This window comes from Streptomyces sp. NPDC002467, assembly GCF_042889825.1.
In the GTDB taxonomy this organism is placed as follows: domain Bacteria; phylum Actinomycetota; class Actinomycetes; order Streptomycetales; family Streptomycetaceae; genus Streptomyces.
In genome coordinates, this window is sequence record NZ_JBIARJ010000012.1 from 189,514 (window position 1) to 209,681 (window position 20,168).

The 20,168-nt window shown below is 72.3% G+C and carries 13 protein-coding genes; 11 read left to right on the top strand and 2 right to left on the bottom strand.

The window, feature by feature from the left end:
* Window positions 1-8 precede the first annotated feature (8 nt).
* The 3 genes from ACFYYJ_RS24940 (at window position 9) to ACFYYJ_RS24950 (ending at window position 3,948) form a co-directional block, all read left to right on the top strand.
* The gene (locus ACFYYJ_RS24940) at window positions 9-1,427 is read left to right on the top strand and encodes an NAD(P)/FAD-dependent oxidoreductase (RefSeq protein WP_385124335.1); all 1,419 of its coding nucleotides are present in this window, start codon (window positions 9-11) and stop codon (window positions 1,425-1,427) included.
* 180 nt (window positions 1,428-1,607) lie between these two features.
* Window positions 1,608-2,072: a hypothetical protein gene (locus ACFYYJ_RS24945; RefSeq protein ID WP_389135545.1), complete on the top strand. Its 465-nt coding sequence runs from the start codon at window positions 1,608-1,610 to the stop codon at window positions 2,070-2,072.
* A gap of 82 nt (window positions 2,073-2,154) precedes the next feature.
* Complete coding sequence (locus tag ACFYYJ_RS24950; RefSeq protein ID WP_389135600.1) at window positions 2,155-3,948, top strand: chitinase; 1,794 nt, start codon at window positions 2,155-2,157, stop codon at window positions 3,946-3,948.
* Here ACFYYJ_RS24950 and ACFYYJ_RS24955 read toward each other — a convergent pair.
* The gene (locus ACFYYJ_RS24955; protein WP_385358610.1) at window positions 3,914-4,441 is read right to left on the bottom strand and encodes a phosphatase PAP2 family protein; all 528 of its coding nucleotides are present in this window, start codon (window positions 4,439-4,441) and stop codon (window positions 3,914-3,916) included. The two genes, ACFYYJ_RS24950 and ACFYYJ_RS24955, sit on opposite strands and share 35 nt — an antisense overlap.
* A gap of 394 nt (window positions 4,442-4,835) precedes the next feature.
* On the bottom strand, window positions 4,836-6,182 hold the full coding sequence (gene gabT, locus ACFYYJ_RS24960) for a 4-aminobutyrate--2-oxoglutarate transaminase (protein ID WP_385124326.1): 1,347 nt from the start codon (window positions 6,180-6,182) through the stop codon (window positions 4,836-4,838).
* A 237-nt stretch (window positions 6,183-6,419) separates the two neighbouring features.
* On the opposite strand from gabT, the gene ACFYYJ_RS24965 reads away from it, so the two are divergent.
* The 8 genes from ACFYYJ_RS24965 to ispG all read left to right on the top strand — a co-directional run bounded on the left by ACFYYJ_RS24965 (window position 6,420) and on the right by ispG (window position 20,080).
* Window positions 6,420-8,819, top strand: coding sequence for an ATP/GTP-binding protein (locus ACFYYJ_RS24965; RefSeq protein WP_389135549.1), 2,400 nt, complete (start codon window positions 6,420-6,422; stop codon window positions 8,817-8,819).
* A gap of 197 nt (window positions 8,820-9,016) precedes the next feature.
* A complete protein-coding gene (locus ACFYYJ_RS24970; RefSeq protein ID WP_385358613.1) occupies window positions 9,017-10,597 on the top strand; it encodes a PucR family transcriptional regulator in 1,581 nt (526 codons plus the stop codon).
* A gap of 240 nt (window positions 10,598-10,837) precedes the next feature.
* Window positions 10,838-12,283, top strand: a complete 1,446-nt coding sequence (locus tag ACFYYJ_RS24975) for an aldehyde dehydrogenase family protein (RefSeq protein ID WP_385124317.1) — start codon at window positions 10,838-10,840, stop codon at window positions 12,281-12,283.
* 528 nt (window positions 12,284-12,811) lie between these two features.
* Window positions 12,812-14,764, top strand: coding sequence for an acyl-CoA dehydrogenase family protein (locus ACFYYJ_RS24980; RefSeq protein WP_389135553.1), 1,953 nt, complete (start codon window positions 12,812-12,814; stop codon window positions 14,762-14,764).
* A 75-nt stretch (window positions 14,765-14,839) separates the two neighbouring features.
* Complete coding sequence (locus ACFYYJ_RS24985) at window positions 14,840-16,174, top strand: hypothetical protein (RefSeq protein ID WP_389135555.1); 1,335 nt, start codon at window positions 14,840-14,842, stop codon at window positions 16,172-16,174.
* A gap of 20 nt (window positions 16,175-16,194) precedes the next feature.
* Window positions 16,195-17,448 carry a 1-deoxy-D-xylulose-5-phosphate reductoisomerase gene (gene dxr / locus ACFYYJ_RS24990; protein WP_385124305.1) on the top strand — a complete coding sequence of 418 codons (1,254 nt, stop codon included), beginning with the start codon at window positions 16,195-16,197 and terminating at the stop codon, window positions 17,446-17,448.
* Entirely contained in the window at window positions 17,445-18,746 is a 1,302-nt protein-coding gene (locus ACFYYJ_RS24995) for a M50 family metallopeptidase (protein WP_389135558.1), read from the top strand. The genes dxr and ACFYYJ_RS24995 overlap by 4 nt, the downstream gene beginning before the upstream one ends.
* A 176-nt stretch (window positions 18,747-18,922) precedes the next feature.
* Window positions 18,923-20,080, top strand: coding sequence for a flavodoxin-dependent (E)-4-hydroxy-3-methylbut-2-enyl-diphosphate synthase (ispG, locus tag ACFYYJ_RS25000; protein ID WP_384579979.1), 1,158 nt, complete (start codon window positions 18,923-18,925; stop codon window positions 20,078-20,080).
* The last annotated feature ends 88 nt before the right edge of the window (window positions 20,081-20,168 follow it).

Consider the following 20,168-nt stretch of genomic DNA (forward strand, 5'->3'; position numbering starts at 1 on the left):
TGGAAGACATGGCCCCAGTCGCCATGCGTAGTGTTGCGAAATCCCTTTCCGAAGCGAAGCCGGTCTCGTACTGGCTGGACGACCCCGGCAGGCCCGCCCCCCGGCCGGCGCTCACCTCCGACGAGCGGTGCGACCTCCTCGTCATCGGCGCCGGCTACAGCGGCCTGTGGACCGCGCTCCTCGCCAAGGAGCGGGACCCGGAGCGGGACGTCGTCCTGATCGAGAGCAAGGAGGCGGGCTGGGCCGCCTCCGGCCGCAACGGCGGTTTCTGCGCGGCCTCCCTCACCCACGGCCTCGCCAACGGGCTCGCCCGCTGGCCCGGCGAGCTCGCCAAGCTGGAGGAGATGGGCGCGCGCAACCTCGACGCCATCGAGGAGGCGGTCGCCCGCTACGGCATCGACTGCGACTTCGAACGCACCGGCGAGATCGACGTGGCCACCGAGCCGCACCAGGTCGAGGAGCTCAAGGAGCTCCACCGGGAGGCCGAAGCCGCCGGTCTGGCCGGCAGTTCGGAATTCCTCGACCAGGACGCGGTGCGTGCGGAGGTGAACTCCCCGACGTTCCTCGCGGGCGTCTGGGACCGCGACGGCGTCGCCATGCTCAACCCGGCGAAGCTCGCCTGGGGCCTCAAGCAGGCCTGCCTGGACCTCGGCGTACGCATCTACGAGAACACCCCCGGCCTGAAGATGGCCTCGGCCGGCAAGGGGATGACCGTCGAGACCCCGTACGGCACGATCCTCGCGCGCCGGGTCGCCCTGGGCACCAACATCTTCCCGTCGCTGGTCAAGCGGATCCGCCCGTTCACCGTCCCGGTCTACGACTACGCGCTGATGACCGAGCCGCTGACCGAGGAGCAGATGGCCTCCATCGGCTGGAAGAACAGGGCGGGCCTCGGCGACAGCGCCAACCAGTTCCACTACTTCCGGATCACCAAGGACAACCGGATCCTGTGGGGCGGCTACGACGCGATCTACCCCTACCGGGGGAAGCTCGACTCCGAGTACGACCACCGCCCGGAGACCTACCTCAAGCTCGCGGAGCACTTCTTCACCGCCTTCCCGCAGCTGGAGGGGCTGAAGTTCAGCCACGCCTGGGGCGGTGCGATCGACACCTGCTCGCGCTTCTCCGCCTTCTTCGGCACCGCGCACTCCGGGAAGGTCGCCTACGCCGCCGGCTACACCGGGCTCGGGGTGGGCGCCACCCGCTTCGGCGCGGACGTGATGCTGGACCTGCTGGACGGCGTCCCCACCGAGCGCACCCGGCTGGAGATGGTGCGCTCCAAGCCGATGCCGTTCCCGCCCGAGCCCTTCGCGTGGACCGGGATCACCCTCACCAAGTGGTCGCTGGCCCGCGCGGACGCCCGGGGCGGGCGGCGCAACCTCTGGCTGAGGACACTGGACCGCTTCGGGCTCGGCTTCGACAGCTGAGGCCCTGAGGCCCTGAGGCCCTGAGGCCGCGCGTACGCCGGGGTGCACGGCCCCGGCGTACCGTTCCTTCACCCTGTGACCCGGTTCACTGACACGGGGTGCCCGAACCCGCGTCATAGTCGCGCCCGGCCCCGCTCTCCCCTGGTGAGGACCTCACCAACAGGGAACGGAGGCCGGGCGATGACGATCCCGGAGACCAAGACGGCGGTGGACTGGCTGGCGTCGGCGGCGCCCGACCCGGAGGCCTGCCGGTTCGAGTGGGAGCGCAACCCCCTCGGGGTCGCGCTGCTGCCCGCCGGCCGGCGCTGGGACGTGCTGATCCTGCCCGGGGAGCTGGGTCACGCCACCCTCGACGTACTGAAGATGCTCCTCGACCTGCCCGGCCCGGTGCTCGCCGATTTCGGCGACTCGCGGCTGGGCTTCTTCGTGCCCCCGGGCACGGCCTCCCGCTGGCTCGGTACGGGCGTACGAGGAGCGGGGCGCGGGACCTGGATCGTGGTCCCGTACCCCGGTCGGGCCACGGGCGGCGTGCGCTGGCTGGTGCTCCCGGACGGCGGGGGGACGCTCACCGACCCGGCGCTGCTGGAGCTCGCGATGCACGAGGCCGCCGCACGCGTGCTCGCGCAGGAGGACCGGAGGTCTTGACAAGGGCATTGGTCTGGACCATCTTGGGCGCCGCTGACCCCCTCCATCCCCCCACGCCCCGGAGGCAGTTGTGCGCAGAGCCATGTCCTTCCTCGGTGCCGCCGCGCTCGCCGTGGCCGGCTTCCTCGCCGCCGGCCCGCCCGCGGCGGCGGCCGACGCCGACCTGATCCGCAACGGCGGCTTCGAGACCGGCCTCGACGGCTGGAGCTGCTCGGCGGGCAGCGGAGCCGTCGTCACCACACCCGTCCACGGCGGGAGTTCGGCCCTCCGGGCCATCCCGGCCGGCCAGGACAATGCCCGCTGTTCGCAGACCGTCACCGTCAAGCCCGACTCGGCGTACACGCTGACCGCCTGGGTGCAGGGCGCCTACGTCTACCTCGGCGCGAGCGGCACGGGCACCACCGACGTCTCCACCTGGACGCAGACCCCGGGCGCCTGGAAGCAGCTGACGACCACCTTCCGCACCGGACCGTCGACCACCTCCGTGACGGTCTACACCCACGGCTGGTACGGCCAGCCCGCCCACTTCACCGACGACCTCACCCTCGTCGGACCCGACCCGGGCGGCACCGGCCAGCCGGGGATCCCGGCCGCCCCCACCGGCCTGACCGCCTCCGCCGGTTCGTCGAGCGCGATCTCCCTGTCCTGGACGGCCGTGCCCGGGGCCACCTCGTACACCGTCCACCGGGACGGCGCCGCGCCCCTCTCCGTCGCCACCGCCTCGGCGACGGTCACCGGCCTCGCGGCCTCCACCACGTACACCTTCCAGGTCAGCGCGGCGAACGCGGCGGGCGAGTCCCCGAAGAGCGCCCCCGTCTCCGCTACCACCACGAGCGGCGGCGGTGGCGGTGGCGGCGGGCTTCCCGCGCACGCGCTCGTCGGCTACCTGCACGCGAGCTTCGCCAACGGCTCCGGCTACGTCCGGATGGCCGACGTGCCCGACTCCTGGGACGTCATCGACCTCGCCTTCGGCGAACCGACCTCGGTGACCTCCGGCGACATACGCTTCCGCCTCTGCCCGGTCACCGAATGCCCGAACGCGGAGTCGGAGGCCGAGTTCAAGGCGGCCATCAAGGCCAAGCGGGCGGCGGGCAAGAAGGTGCTGATCTCGATCGGCGGCCAGAACGGCCAGGTCCAGCTCGGGACCACGGCCGCCCGCGACGCCTTCGTCTCCTCCGTCGGGAAGATCATCGACGAGTACGGCCTCGACGGCCTCGACATCGACTTCGAGGGCCACTCCCTCTCCCTGGCCACCGGGGACACCGACTTCAGGGCCCCCACCACCCCCGGAATCGTCAACCTGATCTCGGCCGTGAAGACCCTGAAGGCCAAGTACGGCCCCGGCTTCGTCCTGACCATGGCCCCCGAGACCTTCTTCGTCCAGCTGGGCTACCAGTACTACGGATCCGGCCCCTGGGGCGGCCAGGACCCGCGGGCCGGCGCCTACCTGCCGGTCATCCACGCCCTGCGCGACGACCTCACCCTGCTGCACGTCCAGGACTACAACTCGGGCTCGATCATGGGCCTGGACAACCAGTACCACTCCATGGGCGGCGCGGACTTCCACATCGCCATGACCGACATGCTGCTCACCGGCTTCCCCGTGGCCGGCAACACCGCCCGCGTGTTCCCGCCGCTGCGCCCCGACCAGATCGCCATCGGCCTGCCGGCCACGCCGAACGCGGGCAACGGCCACACCCCGCCCGCCGAGGTGAACAAGGCCCTGGACTGCCTGACGAAGAAGACGAACTGCGGCGGCTACCAGACCCACGGCACGTGGCCCGCCCTGCGCGGCCTGATGACCTGGTCCATCAACTGGGACCGCTTCGGAGGCGGCGAGTTCAGCCGGAACTTCGACGCTTACTTCGGAGGCTGACCCACCGCACGCCCAGCAGCAGGGGCGCGCACATCAGGAGGCTGGCCACCACGTCCAGCGGCCAGTGCCAGCCCCGTACGACGAGACCCGCGGCCGTCGCCCCCGTCAGCACGAGGGCGACGGCCGTCGGCCAGGCCCGGCGGGTGTGGGGGCGCAGCAGGACGGCCGCCCCGAAGTAGGCGACGGCGGCGGTGGCGGTGTGGCCGGAGGGGTAGTAGCCGGCGGCCCAGGGCTCCAGGGGGCCGGGCCGGGCGGTCCATTCCTTCAGCGGGATGACCAGGGCCGGGACCAGGGCCATCGCCAGGCCCGCGGCGCCCGCGGCGAGGTACCGGCCGCGCCGGGCCGCGTAGGCCATGGCCAGTGCGAGGACGGGCACGGCGACCGGAATGTTGCCCAGGTCCGCGAGGCGCTCGGTGAGCGCGTCCGGGAGGGTGCGCACCAGCGTGCGGCTGAGCGCGTGATCCGGGGTCAGCAGCGGGCCCGACGCGAGCACTTGCCAGGTGATCAGGGCGAAGAGGCCGAGGAGGCCGGCGCAGAGCGCCGGGAGAATGGCCGGCCGTCCCGGAACAGGGGGGGTGGTTCCGGGACGGCCGCCCGGATCGGGTTGCCGTACGCCCCGGGGGGTTTGGGGCGGACGGCTGTCCGATCGGCGAGGAGTGTGCGCGAACGCATGCCCAGTGCGGCGCTGGGGAAGCCCGGTACTGGTTTCGCCCCCGGTTTCCCGGGAGCGGGGTGTCTCACTCATCTGCAGAAACCGTACGGCAGAGAAAAGGGGACCGACAGCACGAACGCGCTCTTGCCATCGGCCCCCCACAGCTTCTTCACAGCGCCCGACCGTTACCGCGGGTACCGGCCGGGCGCTGCGATCGGACGTTCTAGACGTTCGATCAGATCTCCGTGCCGATACCGGCGAACGCGGCCTCGATGAGGTCCAGGCCCTCGTTCAGCAGGTCCTCGCCGATCACGATCGGCGGCAGGAAGCGGAGCACGTTGCCGTAGGTGCCGCAGGTGAGGACGAGCAGGCCCTCGGCGTGGCAGGCCTTGGCCAGGGACGCGGCCGCCTCCGGGAACGGGGTCTTGGAGACCGGGTCCTTCACGAGCTCGATCGCGATCATGGCGCCGCGGCCGCGGATGTCGCCGATGATGTCGTACTTCTCCTGCATGGCGGCCAGGCGGGACTTCATGATGGACTCGATGTTCTTCGCCGCGGCGTTGAGGTCGAGCTCCTTCATGGTCTCGATGGAGCCGAGCGCACCGGCGCACGCCACCGGGTTGCCGCCGTAGGTGCCGCCCAGGCCACCCGCGTGGGCGGAGTCCATGATCTCGGCGCGGCCGGTCACGGCGGCGAGCGGCAGACCGCCCGCGATGCCCTTGGCGGTGGTGATCAGGTCGGGGACGATGCCCTCGTCCTCACACGCGAACCACTGGCCGGTGCGGCAGAAGCCGGACTGGATCTCGTCGGCGACGAAGACGATGCCGTTCTCGTTGGCGAACTTCACGATCGCCGGGAGGAAGCCCTTGGCCGGCTCGATGAAGCCGCCCTCGCCGAGGACCGGCTCGATGATGATCGCGGCGACGTTCTCGGCGCCGATCTGCTTGACGATGTTGTCGATCGCCATGGCGGCGGCCTCGGGGCCGCAGTTCTCGGCACCGGTGGGCCAGCGGTAGCCGTAGGCGACCGGGACGCGGTAGACCTCGGGGGCGAACGGCCCGAAGCCCTGCTTGTACGGCATGTTCTTCGAGGTCAGAGCCATCGTGAGGTTCGTACGGCCGTGGTAGCCGTGGTCGAAGACGACGACGGCCTGGCGCTTGGTGTACGCACGGGCGATCTTGACGGCGTTCTCGACGGCCTCGGCGCCGGAGTTGAACAGCGCCGACTTCTTGGCGTGGGTGCCCGGGGTCAGCTCGGCCAGCGCCTCGCAGACCTCGACGTAGCCCTCGTACGGGGTGACCATGAAGCAGGTGTGGGTGAAGTCGGCGAGCTGCGCGGAGGCGCGGCGCACGACGGCCTCGGCGGAGGCGCCGACGGAGGTCACGGCGATGCCGGAGCCGAAGTCGATCAGGCGGTTGCCGTCGACGTCCTCGATGATGCCGCCGCCCGCGCGGGCCGTGAAGACGGGGAGCACGGAGCCCACGCCGCCGGCCACGGTCTCAAGGCGGCGGGCCTGCAGCTCCTGCGACTTGGGGCCGGGGATCGCGGTGACGAGCTTGCGCTCCTGCGGGACAGCGGTCATAGGGAGCTCCCTGGGGGGTGATTTCGGACGCACTTGTGTCTTTGTCCGCAGGCTAGGCCCGGGGGAGGGGGTCCTGCATGCTCCGTTCGGGAGTGGTGCCCGCGTGTCCTTGTCCGTGACGGCCATAGGAGGGATCCGCGGCGTGTCTTGTGGATCATGACCGGGTACGGGCCGAAGGCCCGGGCCGGGCACTAGATTGAGCGGCGCAGCACCGGAACTGGCAGGGGGCAGGGGTTCATGGACACCGAGGGCACGCACGAGGCGAACACGACGCGCCCGAGCCACATCCTGAAACCGTCCGCTCCTCCCGCTCCTCCCGCCCATCCGCCGAAGCCGCGTCATGCACCCGGAGGGGGACCGGTCCTCGCCGACTGGTTGCGCACCGCCCGCCCCACCGCCGAACCGGGTGTCTGGCGCCACGCCCACACCCCTCGCGCGGAGGTGGAACCGGCGCGGACCCCCGACCGGGCCCTCGCGGCCGGCGCCGTCATCTCCTTCCTGGCGTGCGTCCTCGTCTGGTCCCTCATGAGGAACGCCTACATCCCGTTCTGGGACGTGCCGCTGAAGCTCTTCACGCCGAACAGCTGGTGGGCCGGCAACGGAGAGCCCCTCACGGGGACCGGCGGGGTGCGCGCCAAACCCATCTACGAGCTGCTCTTCGACGCGGCGCTCCTCTACGGCTTCGGCCGTCTGGGGAACTGGGGGGCGGCGTGGCGCCGGCTGGCCGAGGCACGCGGGCCCTGGATCCAGCCCCTCGCGGTCGTGCCCCTCGGCTACCTCACCCTGCTGCTCGTCCACAACTACCAGCTGCCGCTCCGGCAACTGGCGGAGGCGTTCCTGACCTTCGACGGAACCCCGGAGGCCAACCGCGAGCTGATGAACACGACGAGGACCGTCATCGACGTGCTCCTCGTTCTCGCCTTCCTCTGGCTCGCGGGCGGAGACCGCCTGGTGCGCCGCTTCCTGCCCGGATCGCAGCGATCGACCGCGTCCACGGCCACCGCCCCCCGGCGGCAACCGCAGACCCCGGCCACCGCGACTCCGGCCGACGACCCCGTGCGGTGGCCTCAGGTGCGGGGGGCCGGACTCGGGGACGTTGCCGACCGGTTGGAGGCGACCATCGCCGACGGGCGGATGAACGACGTGGACTACGCCCGTATCGCCAGGGCCTGGGAGTCCGTCCAAGCAGATCCCGGCCGGCTGCGGGCCTTCGTCGATGCCGTTCGGGACAAGGGTGCCGCCGCCTGCGCCCACCCCTCCGGGGCGCGGGACCTGCCCGTCAGGGCGGCGCGGCACGATCTGCTGGTCCGGCAGGTGCGCCTCGGCACCGTCGAGGACGAGCCCCGCAACCCCTACGCCCGCCGCGGCACCGGCCTCGCCCTCGATCCCGCGGTGCTCGGCACCTCCCTCCTCGCGGTCGGGCCCTCCGGGGCCGGGAAGACGGGGCGCCTCGTGCGGCCCGTCGTCGAGTCGCTCGCGCTGCAGGCGCTCGCCGGGCAGGCGGCCGTCGTCGCCGTGGGGGCGGCCGGCGCGCAGCTCGGGCCCGACGCGGCCTACGACGTCGTCGTCCGCGTCGGCGACCCCGAGTCCGTCTACGACCTCGACCTCTACGGCGGCACCACCGATCCCGACGAGGCCGCCACCCTGCTCGCCGAGGGCTTCGTCGGAGACGTCCCCGGCATCGACGTCCGCCGCGCCGCGACCGCCCTCGCACAGCTCCTCGGGCCCTTCCGGACGGCGTACGGTCGCTTCCCCGCCGTGCCCGAGCTGCGCGGGCTGCTCGACCAGGCGCGCCCGGCACTCGACGGGCTGCGGCGCGCCCTGGAGGACGCCGGGGCCGCGGGGAACGTCGGGGCGCACGCCATGCTCCGCGACCTCGACGCGCGGGAGCGGCAGTACGGGGCCCACGGCGACCCGGGGCCGGCCCTCGCCGACCGGGTGGCCCTGCTGGACCGGCCCGCCTTCGCCGGTTTCTTCGACACCACCGGGCAGGGGCGGCCCTTCTCCCTGCGCGCCCTGGAACACCCGATCCGGGTGCGGGTGGACCTGCCCGAGCGTGCGCACGCCGACGCCTCCCGGATGCTGGCCCGGCTGCTGCTCGCCCAGTTCAACGCCGCCGCGGCGGCCCGCACCGACCGCTCCCTCTTCGCCCTGCTCGCGCTAGACGACGCCTCCCACACCCTGACCCCGGAGACCGTGCGCGGCGTACAGCGGCTGCGTTCCACCAACGCCGGGGTGCTGCTCACGCTGCGCACGCTGGACGACGTACCGGAGGCCCTGCGCATCCCGCTGCTCGGGGCGGTCGGCTGCCGGATGGCCTTCTCCGGGGTCACCACCTGGGACGGCAAGCGCTTCGCCGAGGCCTGGGGCACCGAGTGGGTCGAGACCCGCGACGTCACCCACCGGACCGTCTTCGCCGACCAGCCGCTGACCCGGGCCATCCACACCTTCCGCAAGCTCGTCACGGGCAAGGCCGTCACCACGGACGCGGTGACCGTGCGCCAGGTCGAGCGCGAACGCTGGTCCGCGTCCGACCTCGCGCACGCCGTGCCCCCGGGCTCGGCCGTGCTGTCGCTGACCTCGGTCCGCGGGGAGCGGGCGGCGCCGCTGCTGGTACGGCTGGCCGGATCGGCCTGAACCACACCCGGACCCGTACGAGGTGGCAGAATCGAGGGGAGCCGTTCATACGCCACGGCGAAAAGCCCCGCAGTCGTTCTGGTGGCCTGTAGGCCACCGTTCCGGCCTTCCTCCCGTCGGTCCTTCCTCCCGTCGGTCCCTTCCCCCGTCGGCCCGTTCCTCCGTCGCTCCCTCCCCGCTAAGGCTCCTGGTAACCGATGCCGCTCACCCTCGCCTCACTCGTCCAGCACTCGGCGCTCAAACTCGGCGTCCGGGCGGGGGAGGGCCGCCTCGACACCCCCGTGCGCTGGGCCCACGTCAGTGAGCTCGCCGACCCCGTCCCCTACATGGAGGGCGGGGAACTGCTGCTGATCACCGCGATGAAGCTGGACGCGGAGGATCCCGAGGAGATGCTCCGCTACGTGCGCCGCCTCGCCGCCGCCGGAGTCGTCGGCATCGGCTTCGCGATCGGGGTCAACTACGAGGCGATCCCCGAAGCCCTGGTCGAGGCCGCGCGGGCCGAGGAGATGCCGCTGCTGGAGGTGCCGCGCAAGACCCCCTTCCTCGCGATCAGCAAGGCCGTCTCCGCGGCCCTCGCGGCGGACCAGTACCGGGCCGTGACCGCCGGCTTCGAGGCGCAGCGGGAGCTGACGCGGGCCGCGCTCTCCGCCGAGGGCCCCGCCGAACTGCTCGGCAGGCTGGCGGCGCACGTGCAGGGCTGGGCCGCGCTCTACGACACCTCGGGCGCCGTCGTCGCCGCGGCCCCCGACTGGGCCGCCCGCCGGGCCGCCCGGCTCACCCCCGACGTGGAGCGGCTGCGGGACCGGCCCGCGCCCGCCAGCGCCGTGGTCGGCGGCGCGGAGGACCGGGTCGAGCTCCAGTCGCTCGGCACCGGCCGCCGGGCCCGCGGCGCGCTGGCCGTGGGCACCGCCGCCCCGCTGGGCACGGCCGAGCGGTACGCCGTGCACTCCGCCGTCGCCCTGCTCACCCTCACCACCGAACGCTCCCGCTCCCTGCACGACGCCGAGTCCCGGCTGGGCGCGGCGGTGCTGCGGATGCTCCTGGCGGGCGAGGCGGAACACGCCCGGTCCGTGGCCGGCGACCTGTACGGGCCCCTCCTGGAGGCGCCCTTCCGACTGATCGTGGCCGAACCGGCGCTCCCCGGCACGGCCCAGCCCGAGGGCCTGGCCCTGCTGACGGACGCCGTGGAGTCCGCGGCCGCCCGTACCGGCGAGGCGCTGCTGGTGGTGCCCGAGCCGGGCCGGCTCGTGGTGCTGGCCGCCGACGCCGGTTCGGCCGTACAGGCGTGCGTGGACCACGCGGAGGCCCTGGAGGCCAGGCGCGGCCGGGACACCAGCGGGCCGGAGCCCGACGAACTGGTGGTCGGCCTGTCCGCGCCGGCCGGACCGGGCACCGTGGCCGCCGCCCTGAAACAGGCCGACCAGGCCCTCGCGGTGGCCCGCAGGCGCGGCCGGCCGATGGTCGAGCACGAGGACATGGCGGCGGGCTCGGTCCTGCCGCTGCTCGCCGACGACGCCGTACGGGCCTTCGCCGAGGGCACGCTGCGGGCCCTGAAGGAGCACGACGCGACGGGCCGGGGCGACCTGGTGGCCTCCCTGCAGGCCTGGCTGTCCCGGCACGGCCAGTGGGACGCGGCCGCCGCCGACCTCGGCGTCCACCGGCACACCCTGCGCTACCGGATGAAGCGCGTCGAGGAGATCCTCGGCCGCTCCCTGGAGGACCCGGACGTACGCATGGAACTGTGGCTCGCCCTCAAGGCCAGCTCGACCCCGTCGTAGGGGCCGGCTCGAACCCGTCGTACTCGAACCCGTCGTCAAGGCCGGCCCGCCCCCCTCGTGGGAGCCGCCGTGGGAGCCGCACCCGGCAGGGCCCGCACAGGCCGGGCCGCCCGGGACAGTGACAAACCGGCGCGCCCCCGACACCAGGTACTACACCCCGGATAAACGCCGAATCCCCGCCGGAGTCCTACGGTGGAGGGGACAAGGACCCACCGCACACTCCGAAGGGCCGGGATTCGCATGACTTCCACCCACGCCTTCTGGCTCGCCGGCCGCCAGGCCACCGGCGAGGACAGCTTCGACGTCCACTCCCCGTGGGACGGACGCCTCGTCGGCACCGTCAGCGTGCCCACCGACGCGCAGGTCGAAGAGGCCGTGGCCGCGGCGTACGCCGTGACGGCGGAGTTCTCCGCGACCCCCGCCCACGTACGGGCCGCCGCCCTGGACCACGTGTCCAAGCGGCTCGTCGAGCGCACCGAGGAGATCGCCCAGCTGATCTCCGCCGAGAACGGCAAGCCCATCAAGTGGGCCCGCGGTGAGGTCGGCCGTGCGGTGTCCGTGTTCCGCTTCGCCGCCGAAGAGGCCCGCCGCTTCAACGGCGGAGAGGCCCAGCGCCTCGACACCGACGCCGGTGGCGTCGGCCGTCTCGCCCTGACCCGCCGCTTCGTCAAGGGTCCGGTCCTCGGCATCGCGCCGTTCAACTTCCCGCTGAACCTGTGCGCCCACAAGGTGGCCCCCGCCATCGCCGTCGGCGCGCCGATCATCCTCAAGCCCGCCCCGGCCACGCCGCTCTCCGGCCTGATCCTGGGTGAGCTGCTCGCCGAGACCGACCTCCCGGCCGGTTCCTGGTCGGTCCTGCCGGTCGCGAACGACAAGATGCCGGCCCTGGTGAAGGACGAGCGCCTGCCCGTCATCTCCTTCACCGGTTCCGACACCGTCGGTTACGCCATCCAGCAGTCGGTGCCCCACAAGCACTGCACCCTGGAGCTCGGCGGCAACGCCGCGGCCGTCGTCCTGGACGACTGGTCCTCCGAGGAGGACCTCGACTGGGCCGCGACCCGTATCGCGACCTTCTCGAACTACCAGGCCGGTCAGTCCTGCATCTCCGTGCAGCGCGTGATCGCCGACGCCTCCGTCTACGACCGCCTCGTGGAGAAGGTCGTCGCGAAGGTCCAGGCGCAGGTCACCGGTGACCCGTCCGACTCCGCCACCGACGTCGGCCCCCTCGTCTCCGAGGACGCCGCCAAGCGTGTCGAGTCCTGGGTCGACGAGGCCGTCGCCGCGGGCGCCAAGCTCCTCACCGGCGGCAAGCGCGAGGGTGCCTCGTTCGAGCCCACCGTCGTCGCCCACGTCCCGGACGGCGTCAAGCTCGCCACCGAGGAGGTCTTCGGCCCGGTCCTGACCCTGCTGAAGGTCGAGAACACCGACGAGGCCTTCGCCGCCGTCAACGACTCGAAGTTCGGCCTGCAGACCGGTGTCTTCACCCGCAACGTCCAGACGGCGTTCCGCGCCCACCGCGAGCTCGAGGTCGGCGGTGTGATCGTCGGCGACGCGCCGTCCTACCGCGCCGACCAGATGCCGTACGGCGGCGTCAAGCAGTCCGGTGTGGGCCGCGAGGGCGTCCGTTACGCGATGGACGACTACACGTACGAGCGGGTCCTGGTCCTGACCGGCCTCGACATCTGATCTCGTACGGCCATTGAGCCGGCGGCCGGAGCCTACTGTGCGGGGGCTCCGGCCGTCTCCTTTTTCACCACGCGCGCGTTGTCGACGTACAGGTGGAGCGCGCCGTCGTGCGCGCATTGCAGCCCGACCGTGATGTCGATCGGTATGCAGCAGCCGACGCAGTAGGCCTCCAGAGCGCCACCTCGAACTCGTCCGTACCGCCACCGCACAGCTCGCACACGGCGAGGCGGGTCTCGACCCGCCCTCCGTCCGGCTCCGGGCGGGCGGCCTTCCGTACCAGGTGCAGGAGGTCCTCGCGCCCGTCTCCGCCAGTCCGGGCTTCCTCGTGTTCCAGGGTGTCCATGGGCATGGATCTTCGCAGGCCGGCGCCGGTTCGCGGGGCCTGTCGCGGGAGGTTCCCGGCGCCCTCCTGGTCCCCCACTCTGCCCAATGCCGCTTTTCCCCGGCACGCGAAACGGGTACGCCTCACAGGGAGTACCGGCCGGTAGGCCCGGTTCCACCGACTCCCGCGGCGAGGTGAGCCCGCTCATGTCCGCAACACAGCCCGCACGTCCCGTAACGCCCAAGGTGACCGAGCGCGAGGCACGGCAGGTCGCGGAAGCGGCCCGGGAACAGGACTGGCGCAAGCCCAGCTTCGCCAAGGAGCTCTTCCTGGGGCGGTTCCGCCTCGATCTGATCCATCCCCACCCGCTCCCCGCCGACGAGGACGTCCGGCGCGGCGAGGCCTTCCTGGCCCGGCTGAGGGAATTCTGCGAGAACGAGATCGACGGGCAGCGCATCGAACGCGAGGCGAAGATCCCCGACGAGACCGTGCGCGGGCTCAAGGAGCTCGGCGCGCTCGGCATGAAGATCGACCCCAAGTACGGCGGCCTCGGTCTGACCCAGGTCTACTACAACAAGGCCCTCGCCCTCGTCGGCTCCGTCAGCCCCGCCATCGGCGCCCTGCTCTCCGCGCACCAGTCGATCGGCGTGCCCCAGCCGCTGAAGATGTTCGGCACGCAGGCCCAGAAGGACGCCTACCTGCCGCGCTGCGCCACCACCGCCATCAGCGCCTTCCTGCTCACCGAACCGGACGTCGGCTCCGACCCGGCCCGGCTGGCCACCACGGCCGTGCCCGACGGGGACGACGCGTACGTCCTCGACGGCGTGAAGCTGTGGACCACCAACGGGGTCGTCGCCGACCTGCTCGTCGTGATGGCCCGGGTGCCGAAGAGCGAGAACCACCGCGGCGGCATCACCGCCTTCGTCGTCGAGGCCGATTCGCCCGGCATCACCGTCGAACACCGCAACGCCTTCATGGGCCTGCGCGGCCTGGAGAACGGCGTCACCCGCTTCCACCAGGTGAGGGTCCCCGCCGACCAGCGCATCGGAGCCGAGGGCGCCGGCCTCAAGATCGCCCTGACCACGCTGAACACCGGTCGGCTCTCGCTGCCCGCGATGTGCGTCGGCGCCGGCAAGTGGTGTCTGAAGATCGCCCGCGAGTGGGCCGGCGTACGCGAGCAGTGGGGCCGCCCCGTCGCGAACCACGAGGCCGTCGGCGCCAAGATCTCCTTCATCGCCGCCACCACCTTCGCCCTGGAAGCGGTCGTCGACCTCGCCTCCCAGATGGCGGACGAGGACCGCAACGACATCCGCATCGAGGCCGCCCTCGCCAAGCTCTACGGCTCCGAGATGGCCTGCCTGATGGCCGACGAACTCGTCCAGATCCGCGGCGGCCGCGGCTTCGAGACCGCCGAATCCCTGGCCGCCCGCGGAGAGCGGGCCGTCCCGGCCGAACAGATGCTCCGCGACCTGCGCATCAACCGGATCTTCGAGGGCTCGACGGAGATCATGCACCTGCTGATCGCCCGCGAGGCCGTCGACGCCCACCTTTCGGTCGCGGGCGACCTCATCGACCCGGAGAAGGCCCTCGGCGACAAGGCGAAGGCGGGCGCCCGCGCCGCCGGGTTCTACGCCCGCTGGCTGCCCAAGCTCGCCACCGGCGCCGGCCAGGTCCCCGGCACCTACCGGGCCTTCCACCCCGCCGGCCACCCCGACCTCGCCACCCACCTGCGCTACGTCGAACGCGGCGCCCGCAAACTCGCCCGCTCCACCTTCTACGCCATGTCCCGCTGGCAGGGCCGCATGGAGACCAAACAGGGCTTCCTCGGCCGCGTCGTCGACATCGGCGCCGAACTCTTCGCGATGAGCGCGGCCTGCGTCCGCGCCGAGCACCTGCGCGCCACGGGAGACCACGGTCGCGAGGCCTACCAGCTCGCCGACGCCTTCTGCGAGCAGTCCCGGCTCCGCGTCGAGGAACTCTTCGGACGCCTCTGGTCCAACACCGACGACCTCGACCACAAGGTCGTCGCGGGCGTCCTGACCGGCACCTACGCCTGGCTCGAAGAAGGGATCATCGACCCCTCCGGCGACGGCCCCTGGATCGCGGACGCCACCCCCGGCCCCTCCCCGCACCCGAACGTTCACCGCCCCATCCGCTGACCCCCGGCCCGTCGACTGAGATCATCTCCGCACGCGGAAAGGCGTACCGGAGCGGCGACGGGGAATCGGATGCATGTGGACGTCGACAGACAGAGCAGGCGGCTGGCCTGGTGCGTGGCACTGCTCCTGCGCCACGCACCGGACACCGTCGCGGCGAACCTGCTCGCCCGCCTCGACGCGTCCACCCGCCGTTACCTGAGCCGCGACGAAATCCTCCCGGCCCCCGTCGTCACGCTCCTGCTGCGCGACGGCACCGAAGAGGACCGCCGCACCATCGCCCGCAACCCGCACGTGCGGGGCCGCCCGCTGCCCGGTCTGCCCGGCCCCGCCCGGTACGCGCGCCGCCCCGGCCCCTCCCCGGAACTGCTCGCCACCTTCCGCGCCGAGCTCGGCCGCCCGCTCCGGGTGCCGCTGGCCGGCGAGGACCTCATCGTCCTGCTGCGCCGGCACGGCAGCCGCCGGCCGCGGATCCCGCTCGACGTGCTGGCCCTGCCGTACGAACTCGACCCGGAGGTCCTGCTGCGCGAGCACGCCCGGGCCCCGCTGCCGCCCGGCTCGGTGGAGGCCCTGATGCTGGTGGCGGGGCTGGACCGGCGGGTCTGCCTCGCGCTGCTCGACACGCGTGCGCAGGAGGCGTACGGGCCCTCTTGGCACCGCCCCGCCGTGCGCGCCGTGCGCACGGGGATGCTGACCTTCGACGAGCTCGCGGCGGCCGCGGCACCGGCACACCGGACCCTGCTGCTGGGGCGGGCCCACGCCATCGGCCGCTTCGCCTGGAACCTGGCCGAGTGGGCCGGCATGCGCTCCGCCCTGATGCGGGTGCTGCGCCCGGCGCTGGGCGATGACCCGCGTCTGTGGGCGGAGCTGAAGCGGCACGCCCCCGGGTTCACCGGCACCCTGCCGGAGCTGGCCGCCGAGATCGCCGCCGGGACCGTCGCCGTGCCCGGGCGCGGCCCCGCGCCCGCGGTCCCGGGGCTCACCCAGGCCGTCGACTCCCTCGCCCCCGGCTCACCGTGGTGGCCGAACGACACCGTGAACCGCGAGCTGGCCCTCGCCAGCCTCGCGGTGCCCAACGCCATGGGCGACCTCTACGAGGACATCCGGTGGGTCCGCGCCTGCCTCGACCGCGGCGTGCTCACCGGCGACGACGTGATCCGGCACAAGGCCCCCGCAGCCTGGGCCCTGGACGAGGACCACTGGCTGGGGGACACCGACTACCCCGACCGCCACGACCGGCACCAGGCGGTCCTCGCCGCCCGGGCGGAGGCGGACCGGCTGTTCGACGCCGCACTCGGAGCGGACACGGACACCTGGTGGCGCGCGGCCCGCTCGCTCCCCGAGTTCGCCGGGACCCTGCCCGAGCTCCTCGCCGCCGTCGTCCAGGGGGACTCCGTGTCCAAGCCGTCGTGAGTTGCGGCAACAATGGGGGCATGAGCGACAGCCCAGCCCCCCTCGCCGACCCGCACCTCCTCTTCGACCCCGCGGCCGGCCGCCGGGACATCGTCATCCTCGGGTCCACCGGCTCCATCGGCACCCAGGCCATCGACCTGGCCCTGCGCAACCCCGACCGGTTCCGCGTGACCGCGCTGTCCGCCGCCGGCGGGCGGGTCGCACTGCTGGCCGAGCAGGCCCGCCGGCTGCGGGTCGAGAAGGTCGCCGTCGCCCGCGAGGACGTCGTACCGGCCCTCAAGGAGGCGCTGAACGCCCAGTACGGGGCCGGAGAGCCGCTGCCCGAGATCCTGGCCGGGCCCGACGCCGCGACCGAGCTCGCCGCCTCCGAGTGCCACACCGTCCTCAACGGCATCACCGGTTCCATCGGCCTCGCGCCCACCCTCGCCGCGCTGCGCGCGGGCCGGACGCTGGCCCTCGCCAACAAGGAGTCGCTGATCGTCGGCGGCCCGCTGGTCAAGGCCCTCGCGAAGCCCGGCCAGATCATCCCCGTGGACTCCGAGCACGCGGCCCTCTTCCAGGCCCTCGCCGCCGGTACCCGGGCCGACGTCCGCAAGCTCGTGGTCACTGCCTCCGGCGGGCCCTTCCGCGGCCGCACCCGCGCCGAGCTGGCCGCCGTCACCGTCGAGGACGCCCTGGCCCACCCCACGTGGGCGATGGGCCCGGTCATCACCGTCAACTCGGCGACCCTCGTCAACAAGGGGCTGGAGGTCATCGAGGCGCACCTGCTCTACGACATCCCCTTCGACCGCATCGAGGTCGTCGTCCACCCGCAGTCCTACGTCCACTCGATGGTGGAGTTCACGGACGGCTCCACGCTCGCCCAGGCCACCCCGCCGGACATGCGCGGGCCCATCGCGATCGGCCTCGGCTGGCCCCAGCGGATCCCGGACGCCGCTCCCGCCTTCGACTGGACCAAGGCGTCCACCTGGGAGTTCTTCCCCCTGGACACCGAGGCCTTCCCCTCGGTGGGGCTGGCCCGGCACGTCGGGACCCTCGGCGGCACCGCCCCGGCCGTGTTCAACGCGGCCAACGAGGAGTGCGTCGAGGCTTTCCTGGCCGGCCGGCTGCCGTTCACAGCAATCATGGATACGGTCTCTGCCGTGGTAGGTGAGCACGGGACGCCGGCGTCGGGAACCTCCCTGACCGTCGAGGACGTCCTTGAAGCAGAGGCCTGGGCCAGGGCCCGGGCGCGGGAGATGGCGGCTCGGGCCGCCGCGGAGGCGCGCGCATGACAGTTCTGATGACGGTGCTCGGGGTCGCGATCTTCGCGTTCGGCCTGCTGGTGTCCATCGCCTGGCACGAGCTGGGGCACCTCTCCACGGCCAAGCTCTTCGGCATCCGCGTGCCGCAGTACATGGTCGGCTTCGGCCCGACCGTCTGGTCGCGGATGAAGGGCGAGACCGAGTACGGGATCAAGGCCATCCCGATGGGCGGCTACATCCGCATGATCGGGATGTTCCCGCCCGGCGAGGACGGCAAGGTGACCGCCCGGTCCACCTCGCCGTTCCGGTCGATGATCGAGGACGCGCGCTCGGCCGCGTACGAGGAGCTCCAGCCCGGCGACGAGAGCAGGCTCTTCTACACGCGCAAGCCGTGGAAGCGCGTGATCGTGATGTTCGCCGGACCGTTCATGAACCTGGTCCTGGCCGTGGCGATCTTCGTCACCACCCTGATGACCTTCGGACTGAACACGCAGACCACCTCGGTCCAGACCGTCTCGGACTGCGTCATCCAGCAGAGCGAGAAGCGCGACAAGTGCGCCCCCGGCGACCCGGCCGCCCCCGCCAAGGCCGCGGGCCTGAAGGCGGGCGACAAGATCGTCGCCTTCAACGGGCGACGGGTCGAGGACTGGTCCGCCCTGCAGAAGGACATCCGGGCCACCGTCGGCCCCGCGACCATCACGGTGGAGCGGGCCGGTCAGCGCGTGGACCTCAAGGCCACCCTGATCGAGAACAAGGTCGCCAAGACGGATGGCAGCGGCAAGTACGTCAAGGACCAGTACGTCACCGCGGGCTTCCTCGGCTTCACCCCCGCCCCCGGCTACGTCCAGCAGTCCTTCGGCCAGTCCGTCGACCGCATGGGCGAGATGATGCAGGCCGGCGTGCAGTCGCTGGTCCAGCTGCCGTCCAAGGTCCCGGACCTGTGGAACGCGGCCTTCAACGGCGCCGAGCGCAAGCAGGACAGCCCGATGGGCGTCGTCGGCGCGGCCCGGGTCAGCGGGGAGATCTTCACCCTCGACATCCCCGCCCAGCACCAGCTCGTCTTCTTCCTCAACCTGCTGGCCGGCTTCAACCTCTCGCTGTTCCTGTTCAACATGCTCCCGCTGCTCCCGCTGGACGGCGGGCACATCGCGGGAGCCCTGTGGGAGTCGTTCCGCCGCAACCTGGCGCGGATCTTCCGGCGCCCCGACCCGGGCCCGTTCGACGTCGCGAAGCTGATGCCCGTCGCCTACGTGGTGGCCGGCGTGTTCATCTGCTTCACGCTGCTGGTGATGGTCGCCGACGTGGTGAACCCGATCAAGATCACCTAGCGGCCGGGGTCGATACCCCACCGACAGGAGAGCCGGGCACGGATCGTGCCCGGCTCCCTACGTTCGGGTGGCGCACCCCCCTCGGATGCGAGGGGCACGCGGGGATTGCCGTAATCTCGGAGCCTGGAGCCCGCCGAATTCGGGACCATGATCCACACCTTGGGGTTGCACAGCAGATGACTGCCATCTCTCTCGGAATGCCGGCCGTGCCGACGAAGCTTGCCGACCGCAGGGTCAGCCGCAAGATCCAGGTCGGTTCCGTGGCCGTCGGCGGCGACGCACCCATCTCGGTGCAGTCGATGACCACGACGCGTACCTCCGACATCGGCGCCACCCTGCAGCAGATCGCCGAGCTGACCGCCTCCGGCTGCGACATCGTCCGTGTCGCCTGCCCGACGCAGGACGACGCCGACGCGCTCGCCGTGATCGCGAAGAAGTCGAACATCCCGGTCATCGCCGACATCCACTTCCAGCCGAAGTACGTGTTCGCCGCGATCGACGCCGGCTGCGCCGCCGTCCGCGTGAACCCCGGCAACATCAAGCAGTTCGACGACAAGGTCAAGGAGATCGCGCGGGCCGCCAAGGACGCGGGCACCCCGATCCGGATCGGCGTCAACGCGGGCTCCCTCGACGCCCGACTGCTGAAGAAGTACGGCAAGGCCACCCCCGAGGCGCTGGTCGAGTCCGCGCTGTGGGAGGCCTCCCTCTTCGAGGAGCACGGCTTCAGCGACATCAAGATCTCGGTCAAGCACAACGACCCGGTCGTCATGGTCAACGCCTACCGCCAGCTGGCCGCCCAGTGCGAGTACCCGCTGCACCTCGGCGTCACCGAGGCCGGCCCCGCCTTCCAGGGCACCATCAAGTCCGCCGTCGCCTTCGGCGCGCTGCTCTCCGAGGGCATCGGCGACACGATCCGCGTCTCCCTGTCGGCCCCGCCGGTGGAGGAGATCAAGGTCGGCATCCAGATCCTGGAGTCGCTGAACCTCAAGCCGCGCCGCCTGGAGATCGTCTCCTGCCCCTCCTGCGGCCGCGCCCAGGTCGACGTCTACAAGCTGGCCGAGGAGGTCACGGCGGGCCTGGAGGGCATGGAGGTCCCGCTGCGCGTCGCGGTCATGGGCTGCGTCGTCAACGGCCCCGGCGAGGCCCGCGAGGCCGACCTCGGCGTCGCCTCCGGCAACGGCAAGGGCCAGATCTTCGTGAAGGGCGAGGTCATCAAGACCGTCCCCGAGTCGAAGATCGTGGAGACCCTCATCGAAGAGGCGATGAAGATCGCCGAGCAGATGGAGAAGGACGGCGTGATGAGCGGCGAGCCCACCGTCGCCATCGGCGTCTGATCCAGGCCCGGCACCCGGCCCTCCAAGGCATCGGCCCCGGCCCCGTTACCGCAGCTCGCGGGCGGGGCCGGGGCCTTTTCGTGACCCG

What these genes read in the sequence shown, in the direction of transcription:
- ACFYYJ_RS24970 (WP_385358613.1), top strand. Translation starts at nt 9,017, where the DNA reads ATGCCGCTCACCCTCGCCTCACTCGTCCAGCACTCGGCGCTCAAACTC.
- ispG (WP_384579979.1), top strand. Translation starts at nt 18,923, where the DNA reads ATGACTGCCATCTCTCTCGGAATGCCGGCCGTGCCGACGAAGCTTGCC.
- ACFYYJ_RS24965 (WP_389135549.1), top strand. Translation starts at nt 6,420, where the DNA reads ATGGACACCGAGGGCACGCACGAGGCGAACACGACGCGCCCGAGCCAC.
- ACFYYJ_RS24950 (WP_389135600.1), top strand. Translation starts at nt 2,155, where the DNA reads ATGTCCTTCCTCGGTGCCGCCGCGCTCGCCGTGGCCGGCTTCCTCGCC.
- ACFYYJ_RS24995 (WP_389135558.1), top strand. Translation starts at nt 17,445, where the DNA reads ATGACAGTTCTGATGACGGTGCTCGGGGTCGCGATCTTCGCGTTCGGC.
- dxr (WP_385124305.1), top strand. Translation starts at nt 16,195, where the DNA reads ATGAGCGACAGCCCAGCCCCCCTCGCCGACCCGCACCTCCTCTTCGAC.
- gabT (WP_385124326.1), bottom strand. Translation starts at nt 6,182, where the DNA reads ATGACCGCTGTCCCGCAGGAGCGCAAGCTCGTCACCGCGATCCCCGGC.
- ACFYYJ_RS24945 (WP_389135545.1), top strand. Translation starts at nt 1,608, where the DNA reads ATGACGATCCCGGAGACCAAGACGGCGGTGGACTGGCTGGCGTCGGCG.
- ACFYYJ_RS24980 (WP_389135553.1), top strand. Translation starts at nt 12,812, where the DNA reads ATGTCCGCAACACAGCCCGCACGTCCCGTAACGCCCAAGGTGACCGAG.
- ACFYYJ_RS24975 (WP_385124317.1), top strand. Translation starts at nt 10,838, where the DNA reads ATGACTTCCACCCACGCCTTCTGGCTCGCCGGCCGCCAGGCCACCGGC.
- ACFYYJ_RS24940 (WP_385124335.1), top strand. Translation starts at nt 9, where the DNA reads ATGGCCCCAGTCGCCATGCGTAGTGTTGCGAAATCCCTTTCCGAAGCG.